This window comes from Arthrobacter alkaliphilus (assembly GCF_021483235.1).
In the GTDB taxonomy this organism is placed as follows: domain Bacteria; phylum Actinomycetota; class Actinomycetes; order Actinomycetales; family Micrococcaceae; genus Arthrobacter; species Arthrobacter alkaliphilus.
Window position 1 is genome coordinate 36,720 of the sequence record NZ_JAKEEC010000020.1, and the last position, 24,454, is coordinate 61,173.

Consider the following 24,454-nt stretch of genomic DNA (forward strand, 5'->3'; position numbering starts at 1 on the left):
CTTGACGCGACAGTCGTGATTTTGACTCTCTGACAGCTAGTGAAAGAGCTATACTTTTGACTTTGCTCCACCCGGTCCGGATACTGACCGTTTGCACCGGTAATATCTGCCGCTCCCCCGTCGCGGAACGGTTGCTTCAAGCAGGCTTGGACCAAGTTCTCCCCGGCGGATTCGAAGTCCGTAGCGCAGGCACAAGGGCCATGGTGGGCAACCCCATCCAGCCATTATCCGCGGATATCATCCGCAGGTATGGCGGCACACCCGATGACTTTTCCTCTCGACAGCTCAACCAGAACATCCTGCGGGAATCGGATCTCGTCCTGACCATGGCGTCAAACCACCGTGGTGAAGTCCTGCAGCTCGACCCCTCCATGCTCAAGCGGACCTTTACCATCCGGGAGTTCGCTCGAATGGTGACCGCCCTGGAAGCACGTGGCAACGCATCGCCGTCGGACACCGACTTCGCTCAACTATGGCGGGAACTGCCGGCGCGGGCGTCGTCCGTGCGCCATCTCGTTCTTGCTGCGCAAGCCTCCGACAACGACGTCGCAGACCCTTACAAGCAAGGCGCCGAGGCGTACCTTCGCATGGAAGACGAGCTGGCTCCGGCGATCCTAAGGATCCTCCGTCACGCCCGGCTGTCCTTGGCGTCCTAGGTTCGAACCTTGCGCACCGGGTGCTCGCTCAGGATGGACAGGCGGTTGAAGGCGTTGATGCCGATGCACGCCATGCACAGCACGCTGATCTGCTCCTCGGTGTAAACCTTCCGCGCGCGGGAGAACAGCTCCGGCGTGGGACGGGCAGTGCTCATTCGCGTGATCTGTTCAGCCAGCTCAAGCGCCACCTGCTCGGCCTCGTCGAAGAGCGCTACCTCGCCATGCACGGCCAGCAGCGATAGCCGCTGCTCAGTCTCGCCGTACCCGATGGCACGGCGGTGATGCAGATCCAGGCAGAAGGCGCAGCCGTTGATCTGGGACGCCCGGTAGTTCAACAACTCCAGGGTGCGGCGCGGGATTCCGGTCCGGTCCGCTTCCGCGGTGACCTGCGCCGCGTAGCTGGACAGTGCTTCATAGAGTCCGGGCTGCTGCTTGTCCAGATAACCGGCGAGTCTCGGCGTATTTTCGCTCATCCGCCGAGCCTATCGGAGAGGCGATCCGCAGGACCACGGCTTGAAACAACCGGGCGCCGGGCTGAACATAGATCCGAACACCCTGAGCCAGGACGCCCTGAAAGCAAAGACGGGCACCGCTCCGCCCAGCGACGCCGGGCAATTCATCCTGGGCATCATCCCGACGAGCGTGATCGGTGCCTTCGCCAGCAAAAACCTCCTCCAGGTCCTGTTCTTCTCTGTCTTCTTCGGCGCCGCAATAGTGGTGACCGGCAAGGACCGGTGTGCCCCCGTCATGAATGTCCTGGAGACAATTTTGGAGGTCTTCTTCAAGATCATGGGCTGGGTCATGCGCCTGGCCCCGATCGGCGCCTTCGGTGCTATGGCAGTTCATCAAGTGCACCCGCGAGGAGTTCCTCCTCGCTCTGGGCACCGCGTCCACTGAGTCGGTCATGCCGCGGATCATGACCAAGCTGACCGACGCCGGCTGCTCCCGCTCCACCGCCGGCCTGGTGGTCCCCACCGGCTACTCCTTCAACCTGGACGGTGCGGCAATCTACTTGTCGATTTCGCTCTTGTTCCTTGCACAGGCCTTCGGCCACCACTTGGATCTCGGGCAGCAGCTGGCCGCCCTGGGCATCCTGATGCTCACCTCAAAGGGCATGGCAGGCGTCCCCGGCTCGGCCTTCCTCGCACTGTCCGCGACGGCCGGCGCCTTGGGGATCTTCCCGGTGGCCGGCGTCGCACTCCTCCTGGGAGCCGACCGCCTCATGGACTCCATGCGCGTCGTCGTGAACCTGCTGGGCAACTGCGTTGCCACCTTCGTCGTGGCCAAATGGGAAGGGCAATTCGACCGCGAAGCCATGCTTCGTGCTTTCAACGGAAAGGAACCCGTAGCTGAAGCCGGTCCGGTCGATGCCGGCAACCTTGCCGTGCAGGGCGCAGGGGTCCGTAGTTAGATGACCGGTTCAGCCCATCGCGCTATTTGACGCAGGGTATGGCACCGCCCTGGAGGGCTCCGGTGGAATCCGCGTAGACGTTGCTCGCGGGAGCTGACGGGGTGGCCGGGGCTTGCGGGGCTGGGGCTTCCGAGGCGGGTGGCGCTTGGGGTGCGGGCGCAGCAGGCGAGGCGGCCGCCGTGGTGGGGGCCGCCGTCGTCGTCGGCGCGGGAGCCGGCGGGACCGGGGTGAGGAGTTCCTTCACAGTGGCCTGGACCTGTTTGACGTCCACGGTGTTGATTGAGGCGCCATCCGGGGACCAGCCGAAGCCTGTGATCGGCAGGGTTGAGAAGGAGATGTTTCCCCCCGTCAGGGACGTAGCCTGCTGGGCAAGCTGGATCAGGTTCAACTCCGAATCCACCACGATGTTCTTGCTCACCGCATCGAGCACACCCTGCATTTTCCCGAGGTCGGTGAAGGTTCCGGCGTCCTTGAGCTGGTGGGAAACGGAGGCGATGAAGGCCTGCTGGCGGCGTTCGCGGTCCAGGTCAGAAAAGAGGTAGGTCGGGTCGGAGGTGTCCCGGCGCTGCCGCACGAAGGCCATGGCCTGCCTGGCATCGATCTGCTGCATGCCCGCCTTGAAGTCGGCACCGGAGAAGGTGTCCTGTGTTGCCCGGTTGATGCACACGGTGATGGGTGCGATGGCTTGGGCCGTCTGATAAAAGGCAGCCATGGTGACTTCGATGAAGTGATCGATGTGCACACTGCCCAGGAACTTGGACACGGTGGCTATTTCGGCCTTGCGCCCGGCGTCACGGGCCGCCTGGTAGGTGGTGTCGTCGTCGGGCTTTCCCGACTCGGTCAAGGCCGTCTTCTCCGCCGCAAAACCATAGCCGTACGCCTCTTTGATTTTGGCCTTGAACGGTCCGCTTCCCGGTATGCCGTCCACCTGGACGTAGTCATCGCGGGGAATCGAGATTCCGGTCGCTTTGGAGCCGTCGGCGGGGATGTGGATGAGCATCAGGACGTTCGAGTTGTAGCCGCCGATGTTCTCATCGCCCGCATGCAAGGCGTCATACATCTCTGGAGGAAGAGGCTTGCCCTTCTCGTCCACCCTCGTATCGAGGCCCATGATCAGGATGTTCGTGTCCTGGGTCAGTTTCGGCACCGCCTGGGGCGCCGTCTTCAAATCCTTAAGGACATCCGAGCGGTGGACGTTGTTGTTGGCCACAACCGCCGTCGCGCCCACGTAGGTGATCGCGACGGCGACGGCCAGGGCCACGGCGGCAACAACCGCCGTGGCCGAAATCAGGATGACCGACTTGCGCCGGGGGTGGCGCATGTGGCGGGGACACGCTGAGCGTGTATGGTGCCCAACATTCATGAAATTCTCCTGTCCCCGCCTTTGTTGGCGTGGTGGCTGGTTCCGCGGCGCGACCAGCCGGTATGCAGATTGTAATCGGCCATCCGGATAATGGCCTGCTTGACGCGGGAATCGATCAGGCCCCGAGCGCGAGCTGAACCACCCGGACGATGACCAGGACCATCGCGATCAGCAGGTACGTGCGCAGGACGGTCAGTCCGATCCGGCGCCCAGTGGACAGTTTCGGCGCGGTGAGCAGGGCAAGCGGGGGCATCCGCCACGTGGACTGCTGTGACCGGTCGACGGCGTCGGGGCTCGGCGCAGCGGGATAAATCCGGCGGTAGACAAGGAACACCACTCCCGCGATGGCCGCGACGGCGCCACCTCCGATCAGGATCCCCAGGATGGCGCCCGAGCCCATGTCAGGGAACAACACCCCGGCGGTCAGAACCAGCGAAAGGAGCACCAGGACAGCGATCACGGCCGAGGTGAAGAAGTTCATGAACCGCCCGTTCACCCACGGACCCAGCACCTGCTTGTCATTGCAGAGCAGCAGCAGGAACACGGTGGCCGAGGGAAGAAGCACCCCGGCCAGCACCTGGACGCCCACCGTGAGCAGACCCAAAGGGCTGCCCGGGATCAGGACCACAATGGCCGAGAGGAGCAGGACACCGGCGAACACCGCGTAGAAACCCTTGGCGTCGGACACTTTGCGGTGCAGGGAGTGCTTGAGCCCAAAAACATCACCGAGAGCGTAGGAGGTGGAAAGCCCGACGGCGGCTGCCCCGATGATCGAGGCATCGATCAGTGCCAGCGCGAACAAGACGCCGGCAACCTTTCCGACGTGCTGTTCGAGGCCGACGGCGACTCCGCCCGCGTCCGTGAAGTTGCCGAACTCCGGGGTGCCGGCAAAGGTCGCCGCGGTGAAGGAAATGATCGCTGCGGCGCCCACGACGACAATAACGATTCCCAGCCAGAGATCGGCCTTCTCGTACTTCAGGAACCGGGGAGTGATGCGCTTGTCGATGATGTAGGACTGCTGGAAGAACAGCTGCCACGGAGCTACGGTGGTTCCCACGATCCCGATGACCAGCAGCGTCACGGTGGACAGGTCCGCGCCCTGGGGCATGCCAGGCACGACGAAGTCGTGGGCGACTTGTCCGAGGTCGGGGTGGACCATGAAGATGATCGGCACCAGCAGCAGCGACCCGGCCACGAGCGCCAAGCAGACACGCTCGAAACGCTTGAAGGAACCAGTGCTCGCGGCGGCCACGATCACCACTGTGGCCAGGAGAATTCCGGGGATCTTGGGGATGCCCAGGTAGTCCAGGCCCAGGCTGATCCCGATGAATTCGGTGACGATGGTCAAGGCGTTGAGGATGAAGAGGTCGATGACGCTGAACGCGCCCCAGAACTTGCCGAACCGCTCGAGGATGAGCCGGGCATGTCCCACGCCGGTGACTACCCCCAGGCGCAGCACCATTTCCTGGTTTACGTACAGCACCGGGACCAGCAGCAGCAAAGTCCATAGCAGTGAGGTTCCGTAGTTCTGCCCGGCTTCGGAGTAGGTGCCGAACGCGCCGGCGTCGTTGTCGCCGACCATAACGATCAGCCCGGGTCCGATGATCGCCAGCAAGGTCTTCAGGCGCGCTTTGATGCCGGAGCGCTGCTTTTCGTCGTTGAGACGGATGGTGCCGAAAGCACCCTCGATGTCACCGATGTGGGCGGTGTCCAGGGCTGCGGTGGGAGCTGGCATGGTCTTGGTCTCGGTCATGATGTACCGGCTTTCTGCCCGGAACGGGCACAAAAAGTCGTGGACAAGCCTCACCGGACCGAAGGCGCGGCGGGCGTCATTGCATAAGGGTTTGCGTGGGGGCACGGCGAGTGCCGGCTGGTTCAGTCCCGAGTGGATCACGCACGGCTGTTACCGAAGCAATCAGCGCAGGGCCTCAGGAGGCTGGAACAGGATCCGGAAAACGGGACGGGAAACAGGGATTATCACCATCGTTCATGATGGAACCGTCACCTCCCGCTGCCGTTGGACGCGCCGCGGGGAGGGCGGGCATAAAGGCCCGCAATGCCCCTCCTCGTAAGACCTTTGGCACTTCGCGGCGTGAACCCGGACTGTGTCCAGGAGCCAATCGGGACCGCCCCTTATGCCGGAGCGGCCTGTCCTGACCCGGGGCGTCTCTCGACGTTGGGGGTCGCTGGCATGTTTCCGCGAAGGAGCCTCAGCTAACGAACGGCACCTTGCTTTATATATGTATACCTCATTTTGCCGCAATGAAAAAATATAAGCATGGATGCAGATAACGCCGGGGTACGGCCGGGAGCCGCCAGCCAGGCCGGATTGGCGGCGCTCGGCCCGTCCGTTCGCAGTTTCCACATAAGACAGAATGTATCTTGAGGAACTGAAGGGAAGTGTGATGGGAACGAAACCGGCTCAAACATCCACGCTCGACCGGACATTTCGCGTGAGCCTCATCCTGAAGGGCCTGGACGGTGTCCTGGAACTGATCGGCGGCATACTGCTTTTGCTGATCAAGCCCGAACAAATCGGTGATCTGGTCCGGTTACTTACCCAGCACGAGCTCGCCCGTGATCCGAACGATTTCCTGGCGAACAGTTTGGTGCACATGAGCTCCAACCTCTCAGGTTCGGGGACCCTGTTCGGTGCGATCTACTTGCTGCTCCACGGACTCATCAAAATCGTCCTGGTCTGGGCCGTCCTGAAGGACCAACTCTGGGCCTACCCGTGGATGATCGCATTCCTACTGGTGTTCATCGTCTACCAGGTGTATCGGATCGTGGTCGCCTTCTCGTGGGGACTCGTCCTCCTGACGGCGTTCGACATCTTCATCGTGTGGATCACCGGACGTGAGTACCGGCTGCGCCGGACAAAGAATCAACAGCACTCCCCCGCGTCCAACCCGGCCGAATAGGGGCACCGCCTGGCGTAGACGGGCCGGGGTGGCGAGGTCAGCAACGGCCCGGGCGTCCGGCAAGCATGGTTGGCCGCCTATTCTTGCTATGCTTCTTCGCGATCGGAAAAACATCCCAATTGGCTGAGTCCGACGCCCCGGCAACCAGAACTCAACAATAGGTGCTTTTGTGACTAATCCGGCTTCGAGACAGCGGCCACTTCGGCTTCGATCCTTGGACGGTTGTCGAGGCCTGGCCGCCGTAATTGTCCTGATCCACCATTGCGCCCTAACCGTGCCTGAGTATGCCAACCTCTACTTGGCAGGCAAGATCCCCGCTCAAGGGACTCTTCTGTGGTGGTTGAACGCCACCCCTTTGAAGATTTTCACTGCCGGCAGCGAAGCAGTCCTGGTGTTCTTTGTCTTGAGCGGCCTTGTCGTGTCCCTACCCGTTTTGCGCGCCAAATCCTTCGACTGGACGGCCTACTACATCACGAGGACCCTTCGTCTTTGGATACCTGTGGCCGCGTCCCTGCTGCTGGCCGGTCTCTGCGTAACATTGGTCACGCCAGACCCGGCCGTCTCCGTCAGCAAATGGGTCGCAGAATCCGACGTGCCCTTGCTTGAATGGCAGGAAGTCGTCCGTGGTTTTGACGCCGTCCGCGGACCCACGAGGATAAACAACCCGTTGTGGTCTATCCAGTGGGAGTTCATCTTCTCGTTCTTGCTGCCCGTCTTCGTGGGAATCGCCGTCGTGATGAGACGCTGGATCGTCGCCACAATCTGTTTGTGCGTAATTCTCGCGGTCGTTGGCGTAATGAATGACATCAGCTTCATGATTTTTCTCTCCGCTTTCCTCGCGGGGGCTGTTCTCGTCTTTCCCGTGATCGCCAGGACCAGACGTTATCGGTCACGGGGTGCCTCGGCCTGGACTCGGGCGGGATGGCTCGGCTGCTTCATTGCCGCGGTCCTTTTGCTGTGCGCGTACTGGCCATTGCTCTTAGGCGGGAACACGGATCCGCTGGCACTGGCGATTGGCAAGGGTGTGGGCATTTTGGGTGCCGTGCTCATTGTCCTGTGCGCAATATATTCGAGAACAGTGGCCCGTTTCCTCGAATTGGGATTCGTCCAGTGGCTGGGGAAGATCTCGTTCAGCCTCTATCTGGTTCACGTTCCGATTATTGAGCTCTTCAGCCGTTTGCTGGGTAGCGATCACTGGATGCGGGCACTGTTGTTCGCGGTACCGGTATCGGTTGCGGTTGCCTGGATGTTCTCAAAGTTTGTCGAGCTTCCCTCCCACCGCCTCTCACGGTATGTGGGCCGGTTCGTAAGCGCGAAGTTCAGGGAATATGTAGCCACCGATCACATAGGTCCAAGAACTCGTGACAACACACCAAGTGGCGAGCGTTTCAGAGCAAGCCAGTCCGACCCCGGAGTGGAACCGGTTTCAATTCCGGTTCGGGAAATTCGACCTACCACGGGCCTTAACCCCTGATCTTCGAAACGGTGTCATTTCGGTTATGCCCCTGCGGCACCGTTTTTCAGTCGTCTTCGTTTTTTCCTTTGTCTTTGCCTGGCGGTTGGGGTGCTGGCGGGGACGGCGTCTGGATGGTTCGTGATGGAGTGGGTGTGGGTGTCGCGGTCATCGCGCCTAGGTCCGCGCGGATGAGATCGATGGTCTTTTGGATGTCCTGGCGTCGCGTCGGTGAGATTTCGCCATTGGCTGCCGCGGTGGATACGTCATTGGCGAACAGGTCGAGTTCAGTCTTTGTTGCGGGCAGGTTGTTGTCGGCGGCGGCCCGTGCGAGTGACTGGAGGCGGGTTTGGAGCTTCGCGGCCGCACTGGGGTGCAGATCGGTAGGGGTGTTCGCGCATCCTGTGAGGATCCCGGCGATTAGCAGGGCCGCGGTCGCGCTGGTGAGGAATCTTGCCTGTTTCTTCGTCATGGTGTGATGTTTCGCTTCAGTTGCTCGATGTGTTGGCCCAGGTCACCGGAAATACTTGGCAGCGGTTGCGGCACCGGCGGCGCGGGTGCCTGAGTATGGAGAACGACGACGACCAAAACCACGAGGATGGCCACTACGAGGCCGGCACCGGTGAACAACGCGGCCCCAGGCTGCAGGCCAAGCAGTTTCCGGTGCCATTGTCCCTTGGCGGCGGGGCTTGGCGCCGGCGTTCCTGTGCGGTACTCGTCGCTGTCGACCGGGAGCTTGGGGATCAGGACGCGGGTGCCTGCGGGTTGGGTTCCGGCGCGGGGCAGATAGTTCGGCATGTCGGGAATTCTCTGCGTCATCGCCGTAGTGATACGCGGCAGCGCACCGGGCACGCCGGTGCCGGCGACGGCGGTGAGTGCTGTTTCGACCTCGCTCGCCGGGGGGCGGTCAGAGGGTTCGGTTGCTGTCATGGCGGCGAGGATGGCGCTCCACTGCGGGCCAAGGCTGTCCGGTATCCGTGGTGAACGGTGCAGCCGTGCGATGGCTGACTCGACGTTGCTCCCAGGGTACTCGACGGTCCCAGTAAGGCACTCAAGCAGGACCAGTCCGAGGGAGTAAATATCGCTTTCCACTCCAAGGAGGGCCCCTGTGACTTGTTCCGGACTGAGATACGGGGCAGTTCCCACGGTGGTGCCGGCCGCGGTAAGCCGGGGCCCTTCGAGCAGGCGAGCGATCCCGAAATCCGCGAGTTTGGTGCGAGGAAAGCTGCCTGGCTGGGGCTCGGACAAAAGGACGTTGGCCGGTTTGATGTCCCGATGGATTACCCTTCGTCCATGAAGGTAGGCCAGAGCTGACGCAAGCTCCGCCCCGATCCTGGCAACATCAATGGCGGGCAGGGGACCGCGGCCAAGCCTGGTGTGCAGGTCTGGCCCGTCGATGAGTTCCATAGACAGGAAGGTCCGGGGCGTGTCCGGGACCGTCGTATCGGTTCCGGCGTCGTACAGCGTTACCAAGGCGGGGTGGTTGAAAGTGGCCAGGAGCTGCATTTCCGACTCGACCCGGCCCTGACCGTCGACTGCTTCATGGGGCTGGGCGGGAAAAAGCTTCAGCGCAACATCACGGCCAAGTTGTTCATCGCGCGCACGGTAAACCACAGCTGTGGCGCCCTGCCCGATCAGGGCAATAATCCGGTATCGTCCAGCAACCAGCGGTACAGGTGAGCCAGAGAATGAAATCTCGGACACTGTGACTCCCACTTCCTGTAAACGGTGAACCCCCGCGGCGACTAAGTGCGCCCGGGGCATGGCGTCGGCCACGATGAAACCTGGTCAACTCCAAGCCTCATCCTACGTTCTACCCGTTACCCGTCCTTCAGCAGCGAAGAGGCATTTCGTCGTGCGGCCTGCATGACCAAGAACCTCTCCGCTGGTTTACCTGGACCTCCTGTCGATGAGATCCACTTCGAATCGCCTGAACAGGAGGATGGCTGTGGCGCCGAATCCCACGCAGAGCCCGAGCCACACTCCGTATCCCTGCCAATGCAGCACGTGGGCGGCGAAGACCATGACGGGTACCCCGATGGCCCAGTAGCCGATCAGGGTGGCCTTGAGGCTTGAGCCCGTGTTGCCGAGGCCCCGAAGGAGGCCCACGCAGACGTTCTGGCCTCCCTTGAAGTATTGGTGGGCGACCGCGAACCAGAGGAGACCCGTCGCGGTGGCCACAACCTCGGCGCCATCGCTTGCATGAAGGAACGGAGCCAGAACAAGGCCCGGCGCCGCGATGTACAACAACCCGAAGAAAGTCATGGCCGCCGCGCTGACCGTGAGGGCACGGTGACCGATCTGGCCGGCCTCGGCTATGTCTCCGCGACCGATGGATTTGCTCACCAGCACGGACGATCCTTGAGAGAGCCCGATATTGAGCTGGTAGACGATGTAGGCGAGCTGGTTCACGACGTTGCTGGCCGCAAGCATGACGGGTCCGAACCCGCCCATCATGACGGTCGCGATGGAAGTGACCGCGGCTTCGTTACCGTAGGTGAGGGCGATCGGCGTGCCCATCTTGGCGATTCGGGCGACGCTCTGACGGTCGCAATTCCACCAGTCGAGAACGAGCAAGCCGCTGAGTCGAGTGTCTCGACGAACGCGCGAGTAGAAAACGGCGAGGGTAAACACTTGTACACATGTGGTTGACAGGCCAACGCCTGTGACTCCGAGAGCGGGGACGCCGAACCAGCCGTAGATGAACACCGCATTGAGGAAGGCGTTCACGCCGATCGAGACGATCGTCACCTTAAGCAGCGATCCCGGCCGGTGCATTCCGACGGCGAACTGCCGGAGCACGTTCAGCCAGAGCATTGGAAGGAGCCCGGGCGCGAGAGCGATCATCATGGGCCGCGCGAGGGCGAGGACGTCATCGCCGAGGCCGAAGTACTGCATCACGAAGCTGAGCCCGATAAGGACCGCGGCCGCGGCGATCCCAACGATGGTAGCGACGAGGAACGCGGATCGCACGAGGTCCCTGATTTCACCGCGGGCCAGGTCGTCGAGGTCGTGGCCTCCTGTGCGTTTCTCGCTGCGCCCGAGCGCGCCGGCGATCTGGTTGCCGACGCCGGTAACCATGCCCACGCACATCGTGCGGAATTGATTGTAGAGCAGTATTGCCAGACCGCCGGCGGCGACGGCGACAACGCCGATGAGGCCCATCATGGCCAGATCGACCGTGGTCAGGGCGACCTGTGCGAGCTGGATACCGGCGATTGGCATCGAGAGGGCCACGACGGCCCGGTAGTTGCGCAGGCGCGTGCGGGAGTCGTGAAGCAGGCTGGCCATCAGGCGCTCATCCCGAGGCTGCGGTCGTTTTCGGCGATACTGACGGAGTCTGAGTAGGCGTTGAGCAGACGGTAGTACCTCCGGTGGGCGAAGTCCGAGAGGAGGTCCCGATCGTAGAGCCAGTCGTCGTTGTAGATCGTGTCGAGGTATTTCTCGCCGGAGTCGCAGACGAGGACGACGACGGTGCTCCCCGCAGGGAAGAGAGCGAGCCGCTTGAGTGCGACGCTCACGCACGAGCCTGCCGAGCCGCCCACGAGCAGCCCGGTGCGCCTTGCGACGACTCGTGCGGCGGTGAAGGCGTCGATGTCTTTGACTTTGACGCCTTCGTCGATCATGGAGTAGTCGACGTTCGAGCCGATGGTGAAGCCTTCAGGGGCTCCTGCACCGCTTTGCCAGTATTTGCCTCCTGGGCCGCCGAAGATGATCGATCCGACGGGTTCGACGCCGATCGTTGTGAACGCGGCTCCTCGTCGCCGGAGCTCCCTGGCGGTGCCACACATGGACCCGCCGGTGCCGACGGCGCCGATGAGGTAGTCGATTTGAGGCAGGGCGTCGAGCAGCTCGCCGGCGAGCCCGGTGTAGCCCCCGCTGTTTCCGAGGTTATTGTGCTGGTCCGGGCGGAACGCTCCTGTACGGGTCGCGATCTCGTCGGCGACGCGACGGCGCTCCACCGTGCTGGGCCCCGTGGTGTTCTTGGAATCGACGAACACGAGCTCAGCGCCCATGGCCGCCATCGCGCGCAGTTTGTCCTTGCTCGCGTGGCCGTCCACAACGGCCGTGAAGCGGTACCCACGTTCGAGGGCCACCAGTGCCAAGCCGAGACCCGTATTGCCTGATGTCGGTTCAACGATGTGCCCGCCGGGTTTGAGCTTCCCGGATTGCTCGGCGTCGAGGACCATCTGTCGTGCCATGCGCACTTTGCCGGAGCCCGTGGGATTGAACTGCTCGAGTTTGAGCAGAAGTCGCGTGCCCGAGCCGGTTCGGGTGAACTCGAGCAGAGGGGTGTTGCCGATGAGGTCCGAGGCGTACTGGGATATGTGGGGGTAGGTGCGGCTGAGGGTGGCCACCATGTGAGGGTTCCTTTGTCGGTGTCAGGGGGTGTCGGTACGCGAGAGGTAACGGCCGTCCGCGCGCTCGAGAATGATCTTGGGTGGGAGAGGGAGCTGGTGGAATTCGCTCTCGTTCTTGTCCATTTGGTAGCCGGCGGTGTTCGGATAGATGAGCAGGTCTCCGTACACAGGCGTGCGAGGGAACGAAATCTTACGCCAGGTGAGCACGTCGTATTCCATGCAGCTCGCGCCGCCGACAAACGCCACAACAGGACACTCGTCGTCCGTCGAACCGGCTTGCCAGAGGATCGGCTCGGGCAGGAACTCGCTGTTCTTCCATTGCTCGGAAATACTCATACTGAGTCCACCGACGGTGACCACTCCATGGTCACCGCGCTCCTTGTACCCGTGAACGGGGAACACGGAGAATCCCGTCTGGTCGAGCAGTGCGCGGCCCGGCTCGAGGTACAGCTGAGTGCCGGTCTCGGCGAACCGCGAACCGACTCGATCGAGGATCGCGGCGAGCATGTCGGCTCCGGCGGGTCCTTGGTGGTAGGGGTAGAACTTCGCGAACTGCTTGCCGGCATGGAACCAATCGTCCGTGTACTCGTCCTGGAACTGCTGCCATACCTCCGCCTCGAAGTAGCTGCAGGCGAAGCCGCCGCCGATCGAGACGGCGGTCGCGGCGAGACCTTGGGCACGGGCCTCGAGGCACGCATCGATGAGCCGGGCCGCCAGTTCGACGCGAGGCTCGACCTGGTACCCGTCGAGATGGAACGAGAAGCCGCACATCGTGACGGTATCGACCATCTCGACGCAGCGTGCCAGAGCTTGACGGAGCTGGTCCGGATCGAGTCCGAAGCGACTGGCCGGGTTCGCTTCGGGCAGGACGCGCAGCATGATGCGCGCGGGGATGCCGAGGGCGATAAGCCGGTCGAGTTCATCGAGGTTGTCGACGGCGATGATGCACCGTTGCCGGGCGGCGAGCCACAGCAGCTCGTGTGCCTTCGCGGCTCCGGTCACCACAATGTCTTCGCCGCGTACACCGTGCGCGAGGGCGTTCACAAGCTCGGGCGAGCTTGCGACGTCGACCCCGGCCCCGTGCTTGACGCACTCGGGCAGCCATGCGCCGGCCTTGTTGGCCTTTTTGCCAAAGTAGGTCTGCCCGGCCACTCCCGCGCCGCGCAGGGCAGCTTGGAAGGCCTCGAGGTTTTCGCCGAAACTCGCGGGACTGATGACGTGGAACGGGCCGTTCACGGACCGCGCGAGGTCCTTCAGCAGGAACGGGTCGGCCTGGGCTTCCAGCGCCCAGCTCGACTGGATCGCAGGCAGCGCAACCGCGCACGCGGTCTGTGTCAGCGCCACAGGTTGACCTCCTGGCCGCGGCCTGCCGCGATCGCCCGGGTTGCGAGCGTGTGTGCAACGGGGATGTCTGTGATGATCATGCCGCTTGAGAAGGCGAAGACGCGATCGGTTTCGGAACGGCGGCCTGGGGCCTTCCCGGCCAGGATGTCGGGCAGTTCGGCGTCGACGTGGGCCTTGCCGCTGTTGCCCGCGAGCCGGGTCCCGGTCACGCCAAGCTGGCCGGTGTTCGTCGCGAGGGTGTAATCGGCATCTTGGAGGGCGCCGGACGCGACGCCCTTGCTCGCGACCGAGATGAGCAGGCCGCCGGGTTCAAGCCAGCTTGTTTGGACCTGCGGGTGCGCGGCACGCCCGGAGGCGGCCACGACGATGTCGGAGGACGCGACCGCTGAGGGGACGTCCTCGACGAGCTCGATTTCCCGGTCCGGGAACTGCTCAGCGAAGGTCTTGAGGGACAACGCGATACCGTCCGGATGCGTGCCGAAGAGCCGCAGATGTTCGAGCTCGGGCAACGCTGTGAGCAGATAGGGCAGCGTGTTGACCCCTTGGACGCCTGTGCCGATCATGAGGGCCGATGTGGCACCGGGCTTGGCACAGGCCCGAGCAATAAGAGCCGTCGTTGCCGGGGTGCGCGACGCCCCCACACGCTGGCAGTCCATGAGAGCGAACGGCAGACCGGTGTCGTCGTCGTACAGGCTGATCGTCGTGTAGTACTTCTCGTTGGTCGTCGAGCCCTGCCGGTACGAGGTCTTGAAGCCGAGCTGTTCCAGATTCCCGTCGTAACCGAGCATCGAATAAGACACCGAGTCGCGGCTCTCCTCGGGCAGGGGAAGCATGAGCTTCGTGGGGCATCGCGAACGGCCTTCGGCATAGGCGATGTACGCGTCTTCAACAGCGCCGATAACGTCCTGCGGTGAGACGTGCAAATCGGCCAGATCACTGCGGGTCAAGATGTGCATGAGCAATCTCCGGATCGTAGGGGGGTGCCTTGACCGGGGAAGTAAACAGAAGCCCGGCGGCTTGATGAGGTTAGCCTTACCTAAGTGACTTGTGCAAACCTGATCTTTTTCGCTGATGCCGGGGAATTAATGAATTAGTTGACAAAAAGCTTGCGTATTTCATAGCCTACCCGGAGCTAAGGAAAGGCTAACCTAAATATGACACCCAAACGACGCGTGTGGACGAAGGCGCTGGCAGCGCTTGTCGCCGGCGCACTCCTGAGCTTGACGGCCTGTTCTTCCGGGCAGAGCGGGAGCGCTCCCACCGCGAGCAGTTCGCCCACGCAGCAACAGGTCACCGATGTCCTCGGTCGGACGGTCACGGTTCCCGCGCCTGCCAAGCGTGTCCTTCTCGACGGTGGCCGCATGCTCTATACGACCGCTCTGCTGAACAAGAAGGACCCCTTGGCGGGTATCGTCGGCATGCCCAAAGACCTCGAGCAGAACGACCCTGACACGCTTGCGCAGTACCGCAAGCAATTCCCAGACATAGACAAGATCCCCAGGACTGGCCAAGTGTATGACGGGTCGTTCTCGGCTGAAACCGCGATCAAGCTGAATCCGGATATCTTCGTGATCAGCGCAGCGAATTATCAGATTGCCGTTGACGCCGGAGTCATCAAGACTCTCGAGGGAGCCGGGATCCCAACCGTTGTGGTCGACTACTTCGTCGATCCGCTCAAGAACACCCTCCCGAGCGTCCAGCTCATGGGCAAGGTCCTCGGGCATACCGCCGAAGCCGAGGCGTTCACCAAGAAATACCAGTCCGTGGTGGACATGGTCAGTGAGCGACTCAAAAAGTCCGGGCAACCCGCGACGCCGACGCTGCTGTGGCGAGCACCGGGCTACTTCGATTGCTGCTCAAGCTTCGCCAAGTCCAATCTGGGCCAGCTGGTGACCTTCGCCGGCGGGACGAACATCGCCGATGACATCCTTACAACCAAGCAAGGAATGCTGTCCCCCGAGGCGGTCATCAAGAAGAACCCGCAGGTCATCATCGCCACCGGCGCCAACTGGGCCCCCGGAACACCCGCCAAGCCAGGCAGCTTCATCCCCTTCGGTTACCAGGAGTCTCCGGAACACGCCAAAGACCAGCTGAGCGCGATCGTCGGCAAGCAGACCGGTTTCGACAGCATCTCCGCCGTTCAAAACCACCGTGCGTACGCGGTGTGGCACCACTTCTATGACTCGCCCTACAACTACCTCGCGATCGCGTGGTTCGCGAAGTGGATGCATCCGGACCTGTTCGCCGATGTCGATCCCACAGCGATGATCAAGGAACTGCACAGCAGCTTCCTGCCGGTGCCGTACAACGGGACCTTCTGGACAAATTCCTGATGACCCACCAGGTAACCGAGTCCGTATTGGTGAACGAACTGGCTGACCCGGACACGACGATGCGGGACCGCGCCTCAGGCGCGGTCCGCGCACACCGTCAAACACTTCTCCGCAAGCGCCTGACCGTGGCCGCACTAAGTGTTCTCACGATCGCCATGATTGCCGCCGACATCGCGATCGGCAGTCGCGGACTGGAGCTCGGGGAAACAATCCGGACGCTCTTCGCGCCCGGGTCCTCCCCGTCGGTCGATGTCAAGATCGTCTGGGAACTCAGAATGCCGATGACCGCCACCGCGGTCCTCGTCGGGGCCGCGTTGTCTTTGGCCGGGGCCCAGATGCAGACCGTCCTCAACAACCCGCTGGCCGAGCCATACACGCTAGGCGTCTCCGCGGCCGCGAGTTTTGGTGCAGCCCTCAGCTTGGTCCTCGGTTTCTCGGCACTCCCGTTCGGAGAGCTGTTGGGCACCGCCGGAACGGCATGGGTGTTCGCCATCGGCAGCAGCGCCGTGATCATCGCAGTCAACGCCGCCCGCGGCGCGCAGACCGAGACCATCGTTCTACTCGGCATCGCGATGGTGTTCCTCTTCAGCTCCTTGCTGGCACTCATGCAATACATCGCCTCCGAAGCCCAGCTCCAACAGGTGGTCTTCTGGACCCTCGGCAGCCTCGGCCGGGCCCGCTGGCCCCAAGTAGGGCTCCTGGCGGCCGTTATCATGATCGCCATCCCCGCCCTCATGCGGCTATCTCCCCAGCTGACAGCCATGCGCCTTGGAGACGAACGCGCCCGGGCGCTCGGCGTCCCCGTGGTGCGGCTGCGGATCTTCGTCCTCGCCGGACTCTCCGTCGTCGCCGCGACCGCAGTATCGATCGCCGGGAGCATCGCTTTCATCGGGATGGTCGGCCCGCATGTAGCCCGCATGCTCGTGGGCGAAAGCCACCGCTACTTCCTCGCCACATCGGTCCTCACCGGCTCGATCGTGCTGTGCGGCTCTTCGCTCGTGGCCAAGCTCATCATTCCCGGCGTGATCCTGCCCGTCGGCATCATCACCTCGATCATTGGCGTCCCGGTATTCCTCAGCCTCATCCTTTCCAGGCGGCGAACACTATGGGCATAGCCACCCTGCACGTCGAAAAGCTCTCCTTCAACTACCGCCGCGAACCGGTTTTGCGCGATATCACCCTGCCGCCCCTCCAAAGCGGGAAAATCACCGCCGTCATCGGCCCAAACGCCGCCGGAAAGTCAACCCTGCTGCGCTGCATCGCCGGCTTCCACAAGACGACCGGTCATGTACGGTTCTCCGAGGACGTCAGCTCTCACAGAAGTCTCAGGGATCGGATTCTCTACCTGCCCCAAGACCCTCCGCCACGCAGCTCGATCACCGTGTTCGGTGCCGTCGAACTCGCACACCGACTCGGCGGCGGGCCGCACCGCACCCAGGACGACCTGGATATCGCCATGGTGCTCGCGCGCCTCGGCCTCGAGAACCTCGCAACCAGACGATTGTCCGACCTCTCCGGAGGGCAACGCCAGATGGTCGCCCTCGCCCAAGCAGTCATCCGCAGACCCGACGTGCTGCTGCTCGATGAGCCGACCAGCAGTCTCGATCTGCGCAACCAGCTCGAAGTCCTCCGCATCGTACGCGAAATAGCCTGCGACCAAGCCGTAGCTGTGCTCACCGTCATCCACGACCTCGGCCTCGCCGCACGCATCGCCGATCAAGTGGTTGTCCTCGACCGAGGAGTCGTCCGCTCAGCTGGCGCACCTGCCGAGGTCATCACGCGAAACATGCTCAGGGAGGTCTACCGTGTCGACGGCATCGTCCACACGACAGACGCCGGGGACCTGAGCGTCGCCGTATCGCACGGCATTTGAAACGAACCGGCCGCGAAATCTAAGTTGCATGTTTTAAATAGCGGTGACGGAAGGGAAGTGCCCGGGCATGCCGGAGTTTGTATTGGCCTTGAGGATCGTCGACGGCCCGGTCCTTGTCTTTGTTTTCATGCTTGCGTGCACCGGGCTGTTCTTCCTTTGCTGGCGCCGCGTACGCCACTGGGCCGTCGTCGCGCCCGGCGCGGCCGCCGCCGGGGTCCTCTGCGGGGCTCTCGGCTTATGGCTGGTGGAGGATGTGTTCAACACATTTGGCACACCCTTGGTGTGGCAGACCAGGGCCTGGGTCCTGGCCCTGTCCGCGGCTGTCGGCCTGGCCGGAGCTAACTGCTGGAACTCCGGGCTCTGGCGAAAAGTTGCCGCCATAGGCGCGTCCCTGGTCTTCCTGCTGGCGGCCGGCCTGGGTGTTAACGCCCTCTACGGGTTCCACCCCACCGTGGCATCATTGGCCGGAATTTCGCTGATCAAACCGATGAAACTCCAACCCCGGCCCCCTGCCCCGGAGACACCGCACCCGCACAGTACCGGTCCCACCGACGTCGGCGCCTACTGGACGCCGCCGCCCGGGATGCCCGCAACCGGGACCATCGGAACCCAGGAGATCCCCAATCCGGCCTCGGGATTTCCCTCACGCCCCGCCGGGATCTACCTTCCTCCAGCCGCTCTGGTTCCGGAACCGCCTGCCCTGCCCCTGGTTGTTCTCATGATGGGGCAACCCGGGAACCCGGACCCACAATTCGCTGCGGCGGTGTTGGACAAGTACGCCGCCCGCCACCGGGGCCTGGCCCCGATCGTCATCGTCGCGGACCAGCTCGGAGACCCCCTAATCGACAGCCTCTGCCTGGACACCCCGGTCTACGGAAACGTCGAAACGTTCATCAGCAAGGACGTCCTCGCCTGGGCGAACAGCCACCTCAAGGTGATCAATGACCGCCGCTACCGAACGATCGCCGGGTACTCCCACGGAGGCCAGTGCGCGATTTCCTTCGCGTCCAAATACCCGCAGCTCTGGGGAAACGTCTTGGACATTTCCGGCGAAGAATACCCCGGCGCCGAACACCCCGACACCACCCTCCGCAATCTTTTCGGAGGAAACCAGTCAGCCTACGACGCGCAAAAACCCATCAACATCCTCCACGGACACCGCTACACAGACACTGTCGCAGTCTTCACCGTCGCCAACGACGACCCGGTCTACGTCGACGCGGCAAGGAAAGTTAACGACGCCGCCAAATCAGCCGGCATGACCGCGACCTACGTTGAGATACCCAACGCCGGCCACGCGATCGGGGCCCTCAACGGAGGCCTCCGTGAAGGATTACGCGTGCTCTACCCCCGCCTCGGCCTCACCCAAGCAGCCCCCCCACCCAAAAATGAACAGTGAATGAACCAATGGCCGACCGATAGCCGGTGCGTTGATTACCGGTGCGAGTACGTGAGGCAGTCGGCGTTATCCTTGCCGGGGCCGACATGGACTTCGGGGGCCTGACACATCAGGTGGTCGTTGTGGATGCACTCTGCGCGCTGGCAGGCTCCGACGTCGGCCAGGACCTTGGGTAGCCCGCCATGACTGCCGGTGTCGATGAAGGTTGCGCAGCTGGCATGGTCTTCGGCACCGCCCACGGTGATGGCTGCGGCATTGCAGTTGGTGTGGTCATTAAAGGAACAGCTGGTCACGCTGCAGTCGGCGACATGCGTTGTCATCTTCGGATCCTCATCACTTCAGCGCCCGGGTCACTTCATCGACCGGGCTGGCCGCTCTGTAGGTCCCAAGATAAGCCCGCACACGCCAATCAAAAAGACCCAATTGTTTGACGTAATTCCGCTAATGCCCGGCGGCACCGCCGACCCGACGACGCTATCTCCCTACCCCTTGAAGACGGGTGCCCGCTTCTCCTGGAATGCCCGGAAACCTTCGGCGTAGTCCTCGGTCTTGCAGAGCCGGGCTTGTTCGTCGTTCTCTTCGGACATCGCGTCCCACAAGCCAAGTCGTTGATCGCGGATATGGGCCACGAGCTCCTTGCTCGCGGCGAACGCACCGGTGGCACCCTCCGCCACCCGCTCCACGATGGTGCGGGTAGCAGGCAGCAGGTCCTCATCGAGCATGACCCTGCTGAACATTCCCTGGGCCACCGCCTCGGCACCGCTGATCAGGTCGGCCGTGTAGATGAGGTCAAGGGTCCGGTGCATGCCGAGGCGCTCCGTGAAGTACCAGTGGCCGCCCGAGTCCAAGGTCGCCCCCAGCTTGGCGAACGGCGAACCGAACTTCGCGCTCTCCGCCACGTACACCACGTCCGTCGCGAGCAACAGACCGAGCCCGACGCCGAGGCACGCGCCGTGCGCTGCTGCGAACGTCGGGGCGGGGAAGGCTGCCATCTTCTTGAGCAGCGGCTCCACGAGCCCGCTCAAGTAAGCCTTCGCGTCGTCGCTCTCCGGGGTCACGCCGGCAATGTCGCGTCCCGCGCAAAAGGCGCGGCCCTCTCCGCGGAGGAGCAGCGCCCGCACCAACCCGCGGGAGGCGGCGGCAGCGGCGTCGTCGTACGCTTTATCCAGTTCCGCGAGCGCCGCCTCGTCAAGCGAGTTCAGCTTTTCCGGGGCGTTGAGGACGATTTCGGCGATGCCGTTGGCGATGGAGAGCTCAATCATTCGTTTATTCCTTAGACGTCGAAATCGACCGTGACGGATTCACTGGTGGGGTGGGCCTGGCATGTGAGCACGTAGCCCTTGTCCAGTTCATCCTGCTCCAAGGCGTAGTTCTCGTCCATGCTGACCGTCCCCGTGACCAGTTTGGCGCGGCAAGTGCCGCAGACGCCACCGGCGCACGCGAACGGAACGTCCGGGCGGACCCGCAATGCCGCGTTGAGGATCGATTCCCGTGCGTGGGTGGGGCTAGCGACGTCGCCGGTCAATCCATCCAGCTTGAAGGTGATCTTGAACGTGTCCTTCGACTCGTCCTCCACAACGGGCCGGCCGGCGTTGCCCTCGGGGCGGTCCGGACGGCCGGTGGTGAAGAGCTCGAACCGTACGTGCTCGGGCGCCACGCCGCGGGCGGCGAGGGTATCCCGGCACAGCTGGACCAGCTCGAACGGTCCGCAGAGGAACCATTCGTCCACGTCCTCCGCGTGGATGGCGGTGCCCAGCAATTGCTGCAGCTTCTCGGCGTCGATGCGTCCCGTCATGAGCGGCGCAATGCGCTGCTCGCGCGACAACACATGGTGCAGCGCCAGTCGCGAGGGGTACTTGTCCTTCAGGTCCGCCAATTCCTCAAGGAACATGACGTCCATCGCGGCCTTGTTGGCGTAGATCAGGTCGAAGCGCGTCTCCGGGTTGGCGGCCAGCAGGGTGCGGGCGATCGCGATCACCGGGGTGATGCCCGAGCCGGCGGCAATGGCCACGAAGGACCCGGCTTCCGGCAGTTCGTCGGCCATGTTGTTCGGATTGTTCATCGAATTCATGACATTCCGCTGGACGGTCTTACCGTCCTTGCCATGCTTGGAAACGAACGCGCCCATGGGGCTCATGACGTCCAGAGTGTCGCCCGCCTTGAGTTCCGCATTCGCCCATGTGGAGAAGATGCCGCCCAGGTCCTTCTTGATGGCCACGCGAATCTCGCTGCTGCCGTCCTCGAAGCTGCGCGGCTCGGCGCAGATGGAGTAGCTCCTGCGGACCTCGTGCGGTTCGCCGTTCTCGTCCGGGAGCGTGGTCCGCAGTGCAACGTACTGGCCGGGAAGGTAGTCGTACTGGCCGGCGAGCTCCGCTGGAACATCGAACGTGACCTCGATGGCGTCTTCTGTCAGGCGGCGGACTTCGGAAACGGTGAGGGAATGGAAAGACGCACGACGGCGGCCGGTGGCCTCCGCTTGTTCGGCTGCGGTCTGGCGGACAACGGGCATGTCGGATTCCTTACAGGACTTTGAAGTAGTCGAACGGTTCCTTGCAGTCCTGGCAGACGAAAAGCGCCTTGCAGGACGTGGAACCAAAGCGGGTGAGTTCCTTGGTGTTCAACGACGAACACTGGGGGCATTTCACGGCGAGCTTGAGGCGCACCGGGCCGGCATGTCCCCCGGCGGCTGCCCTGCCACTCGGAGGTGCGATGCCGTATTCCTGCAGCTTGGCCTTGCCGTGCTCGGTCATCCAGTCCGTGGTCCAGGCCGGAGCTAGGACGAGTTCGACGTGGACACTCGGGTAGCCCTCCTTGTGGAACGCCGCCTTAAGGTCGTCGCGGATGGCGTCCATCGCGGGGCAGCCCGAGTAGGTCGGCGTAATGGTGACCTGGACGGCGGGGACCAGGCCGCCGTCGTCGAACAGTGCCACCTTGCGGAGGATCCCCAGGTCCTCGATGGTGAGCACGGGAATCTCGGGATCGCAGACCGTCGCCGCAAGCGCCCAGGCCTTCTGCTCGGCGGTTTGCTTGGGCTTTGTTGCCTCGTGAAGGAACATGTCCACTGCTGTCACCAGCTTGCGCCGGGATGTTCGCGGGCCAGCACCTGCATCTCGGCGAGGAGGTAACCCAGGTGCTCGGAATGCTTGCCCTGGCGGCCACCACCCAGGGATTGCGGAATGCGTTCGAGGGCCAGTTCCTCATCGAGGCCGCCTTCGGCCAGGATCTCGCCGGTGAGCTGGTCGAAGTCCGCGCGGAGGCTGGAAGGCTGCACGCCTGCTCCGGTCTCGGCGAGGCGGGCCGTGAGCTCGTCGTCTTCGAAGAGTTCTTCCACGTACGGCCAAACGAGCTTGAAAGCCCGGACGATACGACGGCGGGACTCTTCCGTGCCGCCGTCGAGTCTGAGGACCCACTGCGCGCTGTGGTCACGGTGGTAGTCGACCTCTTTGAGGGCCTTCGCCGCGATGGCCGCGATGGTTTGGTCGCTTGAACCGGTCAGCCGCTTGTATAGCTCGAACTGGTAGTAGCTCACGATGAACTGCCGGGCGATGGTGACGGCGAAGTCCCCGTTCGGCTGCTCGAACAAGTGCGCGGAGCGGAACTCGTGCTCCCGGCGGAAGTAGGCCAGATCGTCCTCGGACTTGTCCCATGCAGCGCCCGCGTAGGTGAGGAAGGAACGGGCGTGGCCCAGTTGGTCGAGCGCGATGTTGCCGAGGGCAACGTCTTCTTCGAGCTCGGGAGCGCGGGAGATCCAGTGGCCCAGGCGCTGGGCCAGGATCAGGCCGTCGTCGCCGAGCCGCAGGGCGTATTCCGCGACGTCTTCGTTCGGCTTTACTTGTCCTTTTCGCACCTCGAGGGCGATATCCTCGGGGCGCAGGGCATTCCCGGGCGTGATACGCGTGGCGCTCGCGGAGCCATCCCCGGAAGCCCCCGCACCCTTGACGCCGACCGAGATGTCGCCGTGGCCCTCGATGGCGAAGTCGGTGTTGTTTTCGGCGTTTTGCGGGTTTTGCGTGTTTTCGGGGGCCGTCACAGGTGCTTCACGCCTTCGCTCTTGGTGTAATACGTCGCGTGGCGGTAGTCCTTGCCCTGCGGGGATTCGAAGAAGGAACCCTTGGAATCCGGGTCGCTCGAGGAAATAGCGTCGGCCGGGACCACCCAGATGGACACGCCTTCGTTGCGGCGCGTGTACAGGTCGCGGGCGTTGCGCAGGGCCATGGCGGCGTCAGGAGCGTGCAAGGATCCGGCGTGGACGTGCGACAAGCCTCGGCTGGACCGCACGAAGACTTCCCAGAGGGGCCAGGCGTTGGGGTGATCGGTTGGGGAGTCGTTGGGGATCATGCTGCGTGTTCCTTCTCTGCTTGCTTGCGGGCGTACTCGGCCGCTGCCTCGCGGACCCAAGCGCCGTCGTCGTGCGCTTCACGGCGGCGCTCAAGCCGCTGCGCGTTGCAGGGGCCCTTCCCGGCGAGAACGTTTTTGAACTCTTCCCAGTCCAAGGGGCCGTGCTCCCACTTCTTGGTTTCTTCGTTGAAACGGATCTGGTCGTCCGGGAGGGTGAGGCCCAGGACCTTGACCTGCTCAACCATCATGCCCACGAAGCGGCTGCGGAGCTCATCGTTGCTGAACCGCTTGATGTTCCACGCCATGGACTGCTTGGAGTTGGGGGAATCGTCATCCGGCGGCCCGAACATCATCAGCGCCGGCGCGTACCAGCGGTTCACGGCGTCCTGGGCCATCTGCTTCTGGGCCTCGGTGCCGTTGGAGAGCTCAAGGAGGATCTCGAAACCCTGGCGCTGGTGGAACGATTCTTCCTTGCAGATGCGCACCATTGCGCGTCCGTAGGGGCCATAGGATGCACGGCACAAGGGAACCTGGTTGCAGATCGCGGCGCCGTCAACCAGCCAGCCGATCGCGCCCATGTCAGCCCACGAGACCGCAGGGTAGTTGAAGATGGACGAGTAGCGGGCCTTGCCGGCGATCAGGTCTTCCATCATCTTGTCGCGCGACTGGCCGAGCGTTTCCGCGGCCGAGTAGAGGTAGAGCCCGTGGCCTGCCTCGTCCTGCACCTTGGCCATGAGGATGGCCTTGCGCTTGAGGCTCGGAGCCCTGGTGATCCAGTTGGCTTCGGGCTGCATGCCTATGATCTCCGAGTGTGCGTGCTGCGAGATCTGGCGGAGCAGGGTCTTGCGGTAGGCCTCCGGCATCCAGTCGCGGGGTTCGATACGCGAATCCTCGGAGATGATCCGGTCAAAGTTCGCCTGACCGGCCCGCTCCAACTCAAGCTCTTCGGGGGACAGCTCAGCGGGCACAGACTGCAGATTCTGCGATGCCATGGTTGCTCCT

At 63.2% G+C, this 24,454-nt stretch carries 23 protein-coding genes, 1 pseudogene and 1 riboswitch; of the genes and pseudogenes, 8 read left to right on the forward strand and 16 right to left on the reverse strand.

Translation table 11 applies throughout. The features are described from left to right. Positions 1 to 56: 56 nt before the first annotated feature. Entirely contained in the window at positions 57 to 656 is a 600-nt protein-coding gene (locus L0B83_RS14065) for an arsenate reductase/protein-tyrosine-phosphatase family protein (RefSeq protein WP_234759078.1), read from the forward strand. Here the strand turns inward: L0B83_RS14065 and L0B83_RS14070 are convergent. Then, the gene (locus tag L0B83_RS14070; protein WP_234759079.1) at positions 653 to 1,129 is read right to left on the reverse strand and encodes a carboxymuconolactone decarboxylase family protein; all 477 of its coding nucleotides are present in this window, start codon (positions 1,127 to 1,129) and stop codon (positions 653 to 655) included. The genes L0B83_RS14065 and L0B83_RS14070 overlap by 4 nt on opposite strands. A 46-nt stretch (positions 1,130 to 1,175) precedes the next feature. Here L0B83_RS14070 and L0B83_RS14075 point away from each other — a divergent pair. Continuing rightward, positions 1,176 to 2,067 (forward strand): annotated as a pseudogene (locus tag L0B83_RS14075) (cation:dicarboxylate symporter family transporter); the annotation flags it as partial. Positions 2,068 to 2,089: 22 nt separating this feature from the next. On the opposite strand, the gene L0B83_RS14080 reads toward L0B83_RS14075, so the two are convergent. Next, positions 2,090 to 3,430, reverse strand: coding sequence for an LCP family protein (locus tag L0B83_RS14080; protein ID WP_234759080.1), 1,341 nt, complete (start codon positions 3,428 to 3,430; stop codon positions 2,090 to 2,092). Between the two features lie 115 nt (positions 3,431 to 3,545). Continuing rightward, positions 3,546 to 5,183, reverse strand: coding sequence for an Nramp family divalent metal transporter (locus tag L0B83_RS14085; protein WP_234759081.1), 1,638 nt, complete (start codon positions 5,181 to 5,183; stop codon positions 3,546 to 3,548). Positions 5,184 to 5,485: 302 nt separating this feature from the next. Next, positions 5,486 to 5,659: riboswitch (M-box (ykoK) riboswitch) on the reverse strand. A gap of 224 nt (positions 5,660 to 5,883) precedes the next feature. Here L0B83_RS14085 and L0B83_RS14090 point away from each other — a divergent pair. Further along, complete coding sequence (locus tag L0B83_RS14090) at positions 5,884 to 6,351, forward strand: DUF2127 domain-containing protein (protein WP_234759082.1); 468 nt, start codon at positions 5,884 to 5,886, stop codon at positions 6,349 to 6,351. 169 nt (positions 6,352 to 6,520) lie between these two features. Further along, positions 6,521 to 7,825 (forward strand): acyltransferase family protein, encoded by a 1,305-nt coding sequence (locus tag L0B83_RS14095; protein WP_234759083.1) that lies wholly within the window; start codon positions 6,521 to 6,523, stop codon positions 7,823 to 7,825. A 46-nt stretch (positions 7,826 to 7,871) separates the two neighbouring features. Here L0B83_RS14095 and L0B83_RS14100 read toward each other — a convergent pair whose 3' ends face one another. The 6 genes from L0B83_RS14100 to L0B83_RS14125 form a co-directional block, all read right to left on the reverse strand. After that, positions 7,872 to 8,276: a hypothetical protein gene (locus L0B83_RS14100; protein ID WP_234759084.1), complete on the reverse strand. Its 405-nt coding sequence runs from the start codon at positions 8,274 to 8,276 to the stop codon at positions 7,872 to 7,874. Further along, a complete protein-coding gene (locus tag L0B83_RS14105) occupies positions 8,273 to 9,508 on the reverse strand; it encodes a serine/threonine-protein kinase (protein ID WP_234759085.1) in 1,236 nt (411 codons plus the stop codon). The genes L0B83_RS14100 and L0B83_RS14105 overlap by 4 nt, the downstream gene beginning before the upstream one ends. Before the next feature lie 186 nt (positions 9,509 to 9,694). Next, the gene (locus L0B83_RS14110; protein WP_234759086.1) at positions 9,695 to 11,095 is read right to left on the reverse strand and encodes an MATE family efflux transporter; all 1,401 of its coding nucleotides are present in this window, start codon (positions 11,093 to 11,095) and stop codon (positions 9,695 to 9,697) included. After that, a complete protein-coding gene (locus tag L0B83_RS14115) occupies positions 11,095 to 12,165 on the reverse strand; it encodes a PLP-dependent cysteine synthase family protein (RefSeq protein ID WP_234759087.1) in 1,071 nt (356 codons plus the stop codon). The genes L0B83_RS14110 and L0B83_RS14115 overlap by 1 nt, the downstream gene beginning before the upstream one ends. 21 nt (positions 12,166 to 12,186) lie before the next feature. After that, the gene (locus L0B83_RS14120) at positions 12,187 to 13,509 is read right to left on the reverse strand and encodes an alanine racemase (RefSeq protein WP_234759088.1); all 1,323 of its coding nucleotides are present in this window, start codon (positions 13,507 to 13,509) and stop codon (positions 12,187 to 12,189) included. Then, the gene (locus L0B83_RS14125) at positions 13,500 to 14,465 is read right to left on the reverse strand and encodes an ornithine cyclodeaminase family protein (protein WP_234759089.1); all 966 of its coding nucleotides are present in this window, start codon (positions 14,463 to 14,465) and stop codon (positions 13,500 to 13,502) included. The genes L0B83_RS14120 and L0B83_RS14125 overlap by 10 nt, the downstream gene beginning before the upstream one ends. A gap of 198 nt (positions 14,466 to 14,663) precedes the next feature. On the opposite strand from L0B83_RS14125, the gene L0B83_RS14130 reads away from it, so the two are divergent. The 4 genes from L0B83_RS14130 to L0B83_RS14145 all read left to right on the forward strand — a co-directional run bounded on the left by L0B83_RS14130 (position 14,664) and on the right by L0B83_RS14145 (position 19,114). Next, on the forward strand, positions 14,664 to 15,842 hold the full coding sequence (locus L0B83_RS14130; protein ID WP_234759090.1) for an ABC transporter substrate-binding protein: 1,179 nt from the start codon (positions 14,664 to 14,666) through the stop codon (positions 15,840 to 15,842). Continuing rightward, positions 15,842 to 16,957 carry a FecCD family ABC transporter permease gene (locus tag L0B83_RS14135; RefSeq protein ID WP_234759091.1) on the forward strand — a complete coding sequence of 372 codons (1,116 nt, stop codon included), beginning with the start codon at positions 15,842 to 15,844 and terminating at the stop codon, positions 16,955 to 16,957. The genes L0B83_RS14130 and L0B83_RS14135 overlap by 1 nt, the downstream gene beginning before the upstream one ends. Next, entirely contained in the window at positions 16,948 to 17,715 is a 768-nt protein-coding gene (locus L0B83_RS14140) for an ABC transporter ATP-binding protein (protein WP_234759092.1), read from the forward strand. Before L0B83_RS14135 ends, L0B83_RS14140 begins: the two co-directional genes overlap by 10 nt. A gap of 67 nt (positions 17,716 to 17,782) precedes the next feature. Further along, a complete protein-coding gene (locus L0B83_RS14145; RefSeq protein WP_234759093.1) occupies positions 17,783 to 19,114 on the forward strand; it encodes an alpha/beta hydrolase in 1,332 nt (443 codons plus the stop codon). Between the two features lie 35 nt (positions 19,115 to 19,149). Here the strand turns inward: L0B83_RS14145 and L0B83_RS14150 are convergent, their stop codons facing one another. The 7 genes from L0B83_RS14150 to paaA form a co-directional block, all read right to left on the reverse strand. Beyond that, complete coding sequence (locus L0B83_RS14150) at positions 19,150 to 19,434, reverse strand: DUF1540 domain-containing protein (RefSeq protein ID WP_234759094.1); 285 nt, start codon at positions 19,432 to 19,434, stop codon at positions 19,150 to 19,152. Between the two features lie 162 nt (positions 19,435 to 19,596). Then, complete coding sequence (locus tag L0B83_RS14155; protein WP_234759095.1) at positions 19,597 to 20,376, reverse strand: enoyl-CoA hydratase/isomerase family protein; 780 nt, start codon at positions 20,374 to 20,376, stop codon at positions 19,597 to 19,599. Positions 20,377 to 20,387: 11 nt separating this feature from the next. Beyond that, positions 20,388 to 21,623, reverse strand: a complete 1,236-nt coding sequence (gene paaE / locus L0B83_RS14160) for a 1,2-phenylacetyl-CoA epoxidase subunit PaaE (RefSeq protein WP_234759096.1) — start codon at positions 21,621 to 21,623, stop codon at positions 20,388 to 20,390. A gap of 10 nt (positions 21,624 to 21,633) precedes the next feature. Further along, positions 21,634 to 22,170 carry a 1,2-phenylacetyl-CoA epoxidase subunit PaaD gene (paaD, locus tag L0B83_RS14165; protein WP_234759117.1) on the reverse strand — a complete coding sequence of 179 codons (537 nt, stop codon included), beginning with the start codon at positions 22,168 to 22,170 and terminating at the stop codon, positions 21,634 to 21,636. A gap of 11 nt (positions 22,171 to 22,181) precedes the next feature. Further along, complete coding sequence (paaC, locus tag L0B83_RS14170; RefSeq protein WP_234759118.1) at positions 22,182 to 23,084, reverse strand: 1,2-phenylacetyl-CoA epoxidase subunit PaaC; 903 nt, start codon at positions 23,082 to 23,084, stop codon at positions 22,182 to 22,184. Positions 23,085 to 23,140: 56 nt separating this feature from the next. Then, positions 23,141 to 23,512: a 1,2-phenylacetyl-CoA epoxidase subunit PaaB gene (gene paaB, locus L0B83_RS14175; RefSeq protein WP_372461200.1), complete on the reverse strand. Its 372-nt coding sequence runs from the start codon at positions 23,510 to 23,512 to the stop codon at positions 23,141 to 23,143. Further along, entirely contained in the window at positions 23,449 to 24,444 is a 996-nt protein-coding gene (gene paaA, locus L0B83_RS14180) for a 1,2-phenylacetyl-CoA epoxidase subunit PaaA (RefSeq protein WP_234759098.1), read from the reverse strand. Before paaA ends, paaB begins: the two co-directional genes overlap by 64 nt. Between the last annotated feature and the right edge of the window lie 10 nt (positions 24,445 to 24,454).

Excerpts from the sequence above, each read along its gene's own strand:
- L0B83_RS14125 (WP_234759089.1), bottom strand. The coding sequence starts at position 14,465 with ATGCACATCTTGACCCGCAGTGATCTGGCCGATTTGCACGTCTCACCG.
- paaE (WP_234759096.1), bottom strand. The coding sequence starts at position 21,623 with ATGCCCGTTGTCCGCCAGACCGCAGCCGAACAAGCGGAGGCCACCGGC.
- L0B83_RS14110 (WP_234759086.1), bottom strand. The coding sequence starts at position 11,095 with ATGGCCAGCCTGCTTCACGACTCCCGCACGCGCCTGCGCAACTACCGG.
- L0B83_RS14100 (WP_234759084.1), bottom strand. The coding sequence starts at position 8,276 with ATGACGAAGAAACAGGCAAGATTCCTCACCAGCGCGACCGCGGCCCTG.
- L0B83_RS14130 (WP_234759090.1), top strand. The coding sequence starts at position 14,664 with ATGACACCCAAACGACGCGTGTGGACGAAGGCGCTGGCAGCGCTTGTC.
- L0B83_RS14155 (WP_234759095.1), bottom strand. The coding sequence starts at position 20,376 with ATGATTGAGCTCTCCATCGCCAACGGCATCGCCGAAATCGTCCTCAAC.
- paaA (WP_234759098.1), bottom strand. The coding sequence starts at position 24,444 with ATGGCATCGCAGAATCTGCAGTCTGTGCCCGCTGAGCTGTCCCCCGAA.
- L0B83_RS14080 (WP_234759080.1), bottom strand. The coding sequence starts at position 3,430 with ATGAATGTTGGGCACCATACACGCTCAGCGTGTCCCCGCCACATGCGC.
- L0B83_RS14115 (WP_234759087.1), bottom strand. The coding sequence starts at position 12,165 with ATGGTGGCCACCCTCAGCCGCACCTACCCCCACATATCCCAGTACGCC.
- L0B83_RS14070 (WP_234759079.1), bottom strand. The coding sequence starts at position 1,129 with ATGAGCGAAAATACGCCGAGACTCGCCGGTTATCTGGACAAGCAGCAG.
- L0B83_RS14140 (WP_234759092.1), top strand. The coding sequence starts at position 16,948 with ATGGGCATAGCCACCCTGCACGTCGAAAAGCTCTCCTTCAACTACCGC.
- L0B83_RS14085 (WP_234759081.1), bottom strand. The coding sequence starts at position 5,183 with ATGACCGAGACCAAGACCATGCCAGCTCCCACCGCAGCCCTGGACACC.
- L0B83_RS14150 (WP_234759094.1), bottom strand. The coding sequence starts at position 19,434 with ATGACAACGCATGTCGCCGACTGCAGCGTGACCAGCTGTTCCTTTAAT.
- L0B83_RS14135 (WP_234759091.1), top strand. The coding sequence starts at position 15,842 with ATGACCCACCAGGTAACCGAGTCCGTATTGGTGAACGAACTGGCTGAC.
- paaD (WP_234759117.1), bottom strand. The coding sequence starts at position 22,170 with ATGTTCCTTCACGAGGCAACAAAGCCCAAGCAAACCGCCGAGCAGAAG.
- L0B83_RS14145 (WP_234759093.1), top strand. The coding sequence starts at position 17,783 with ATGCCGGAGTTTGTATTGGCCTTGAGGATCGTCGACGGCCCGGTCCTT.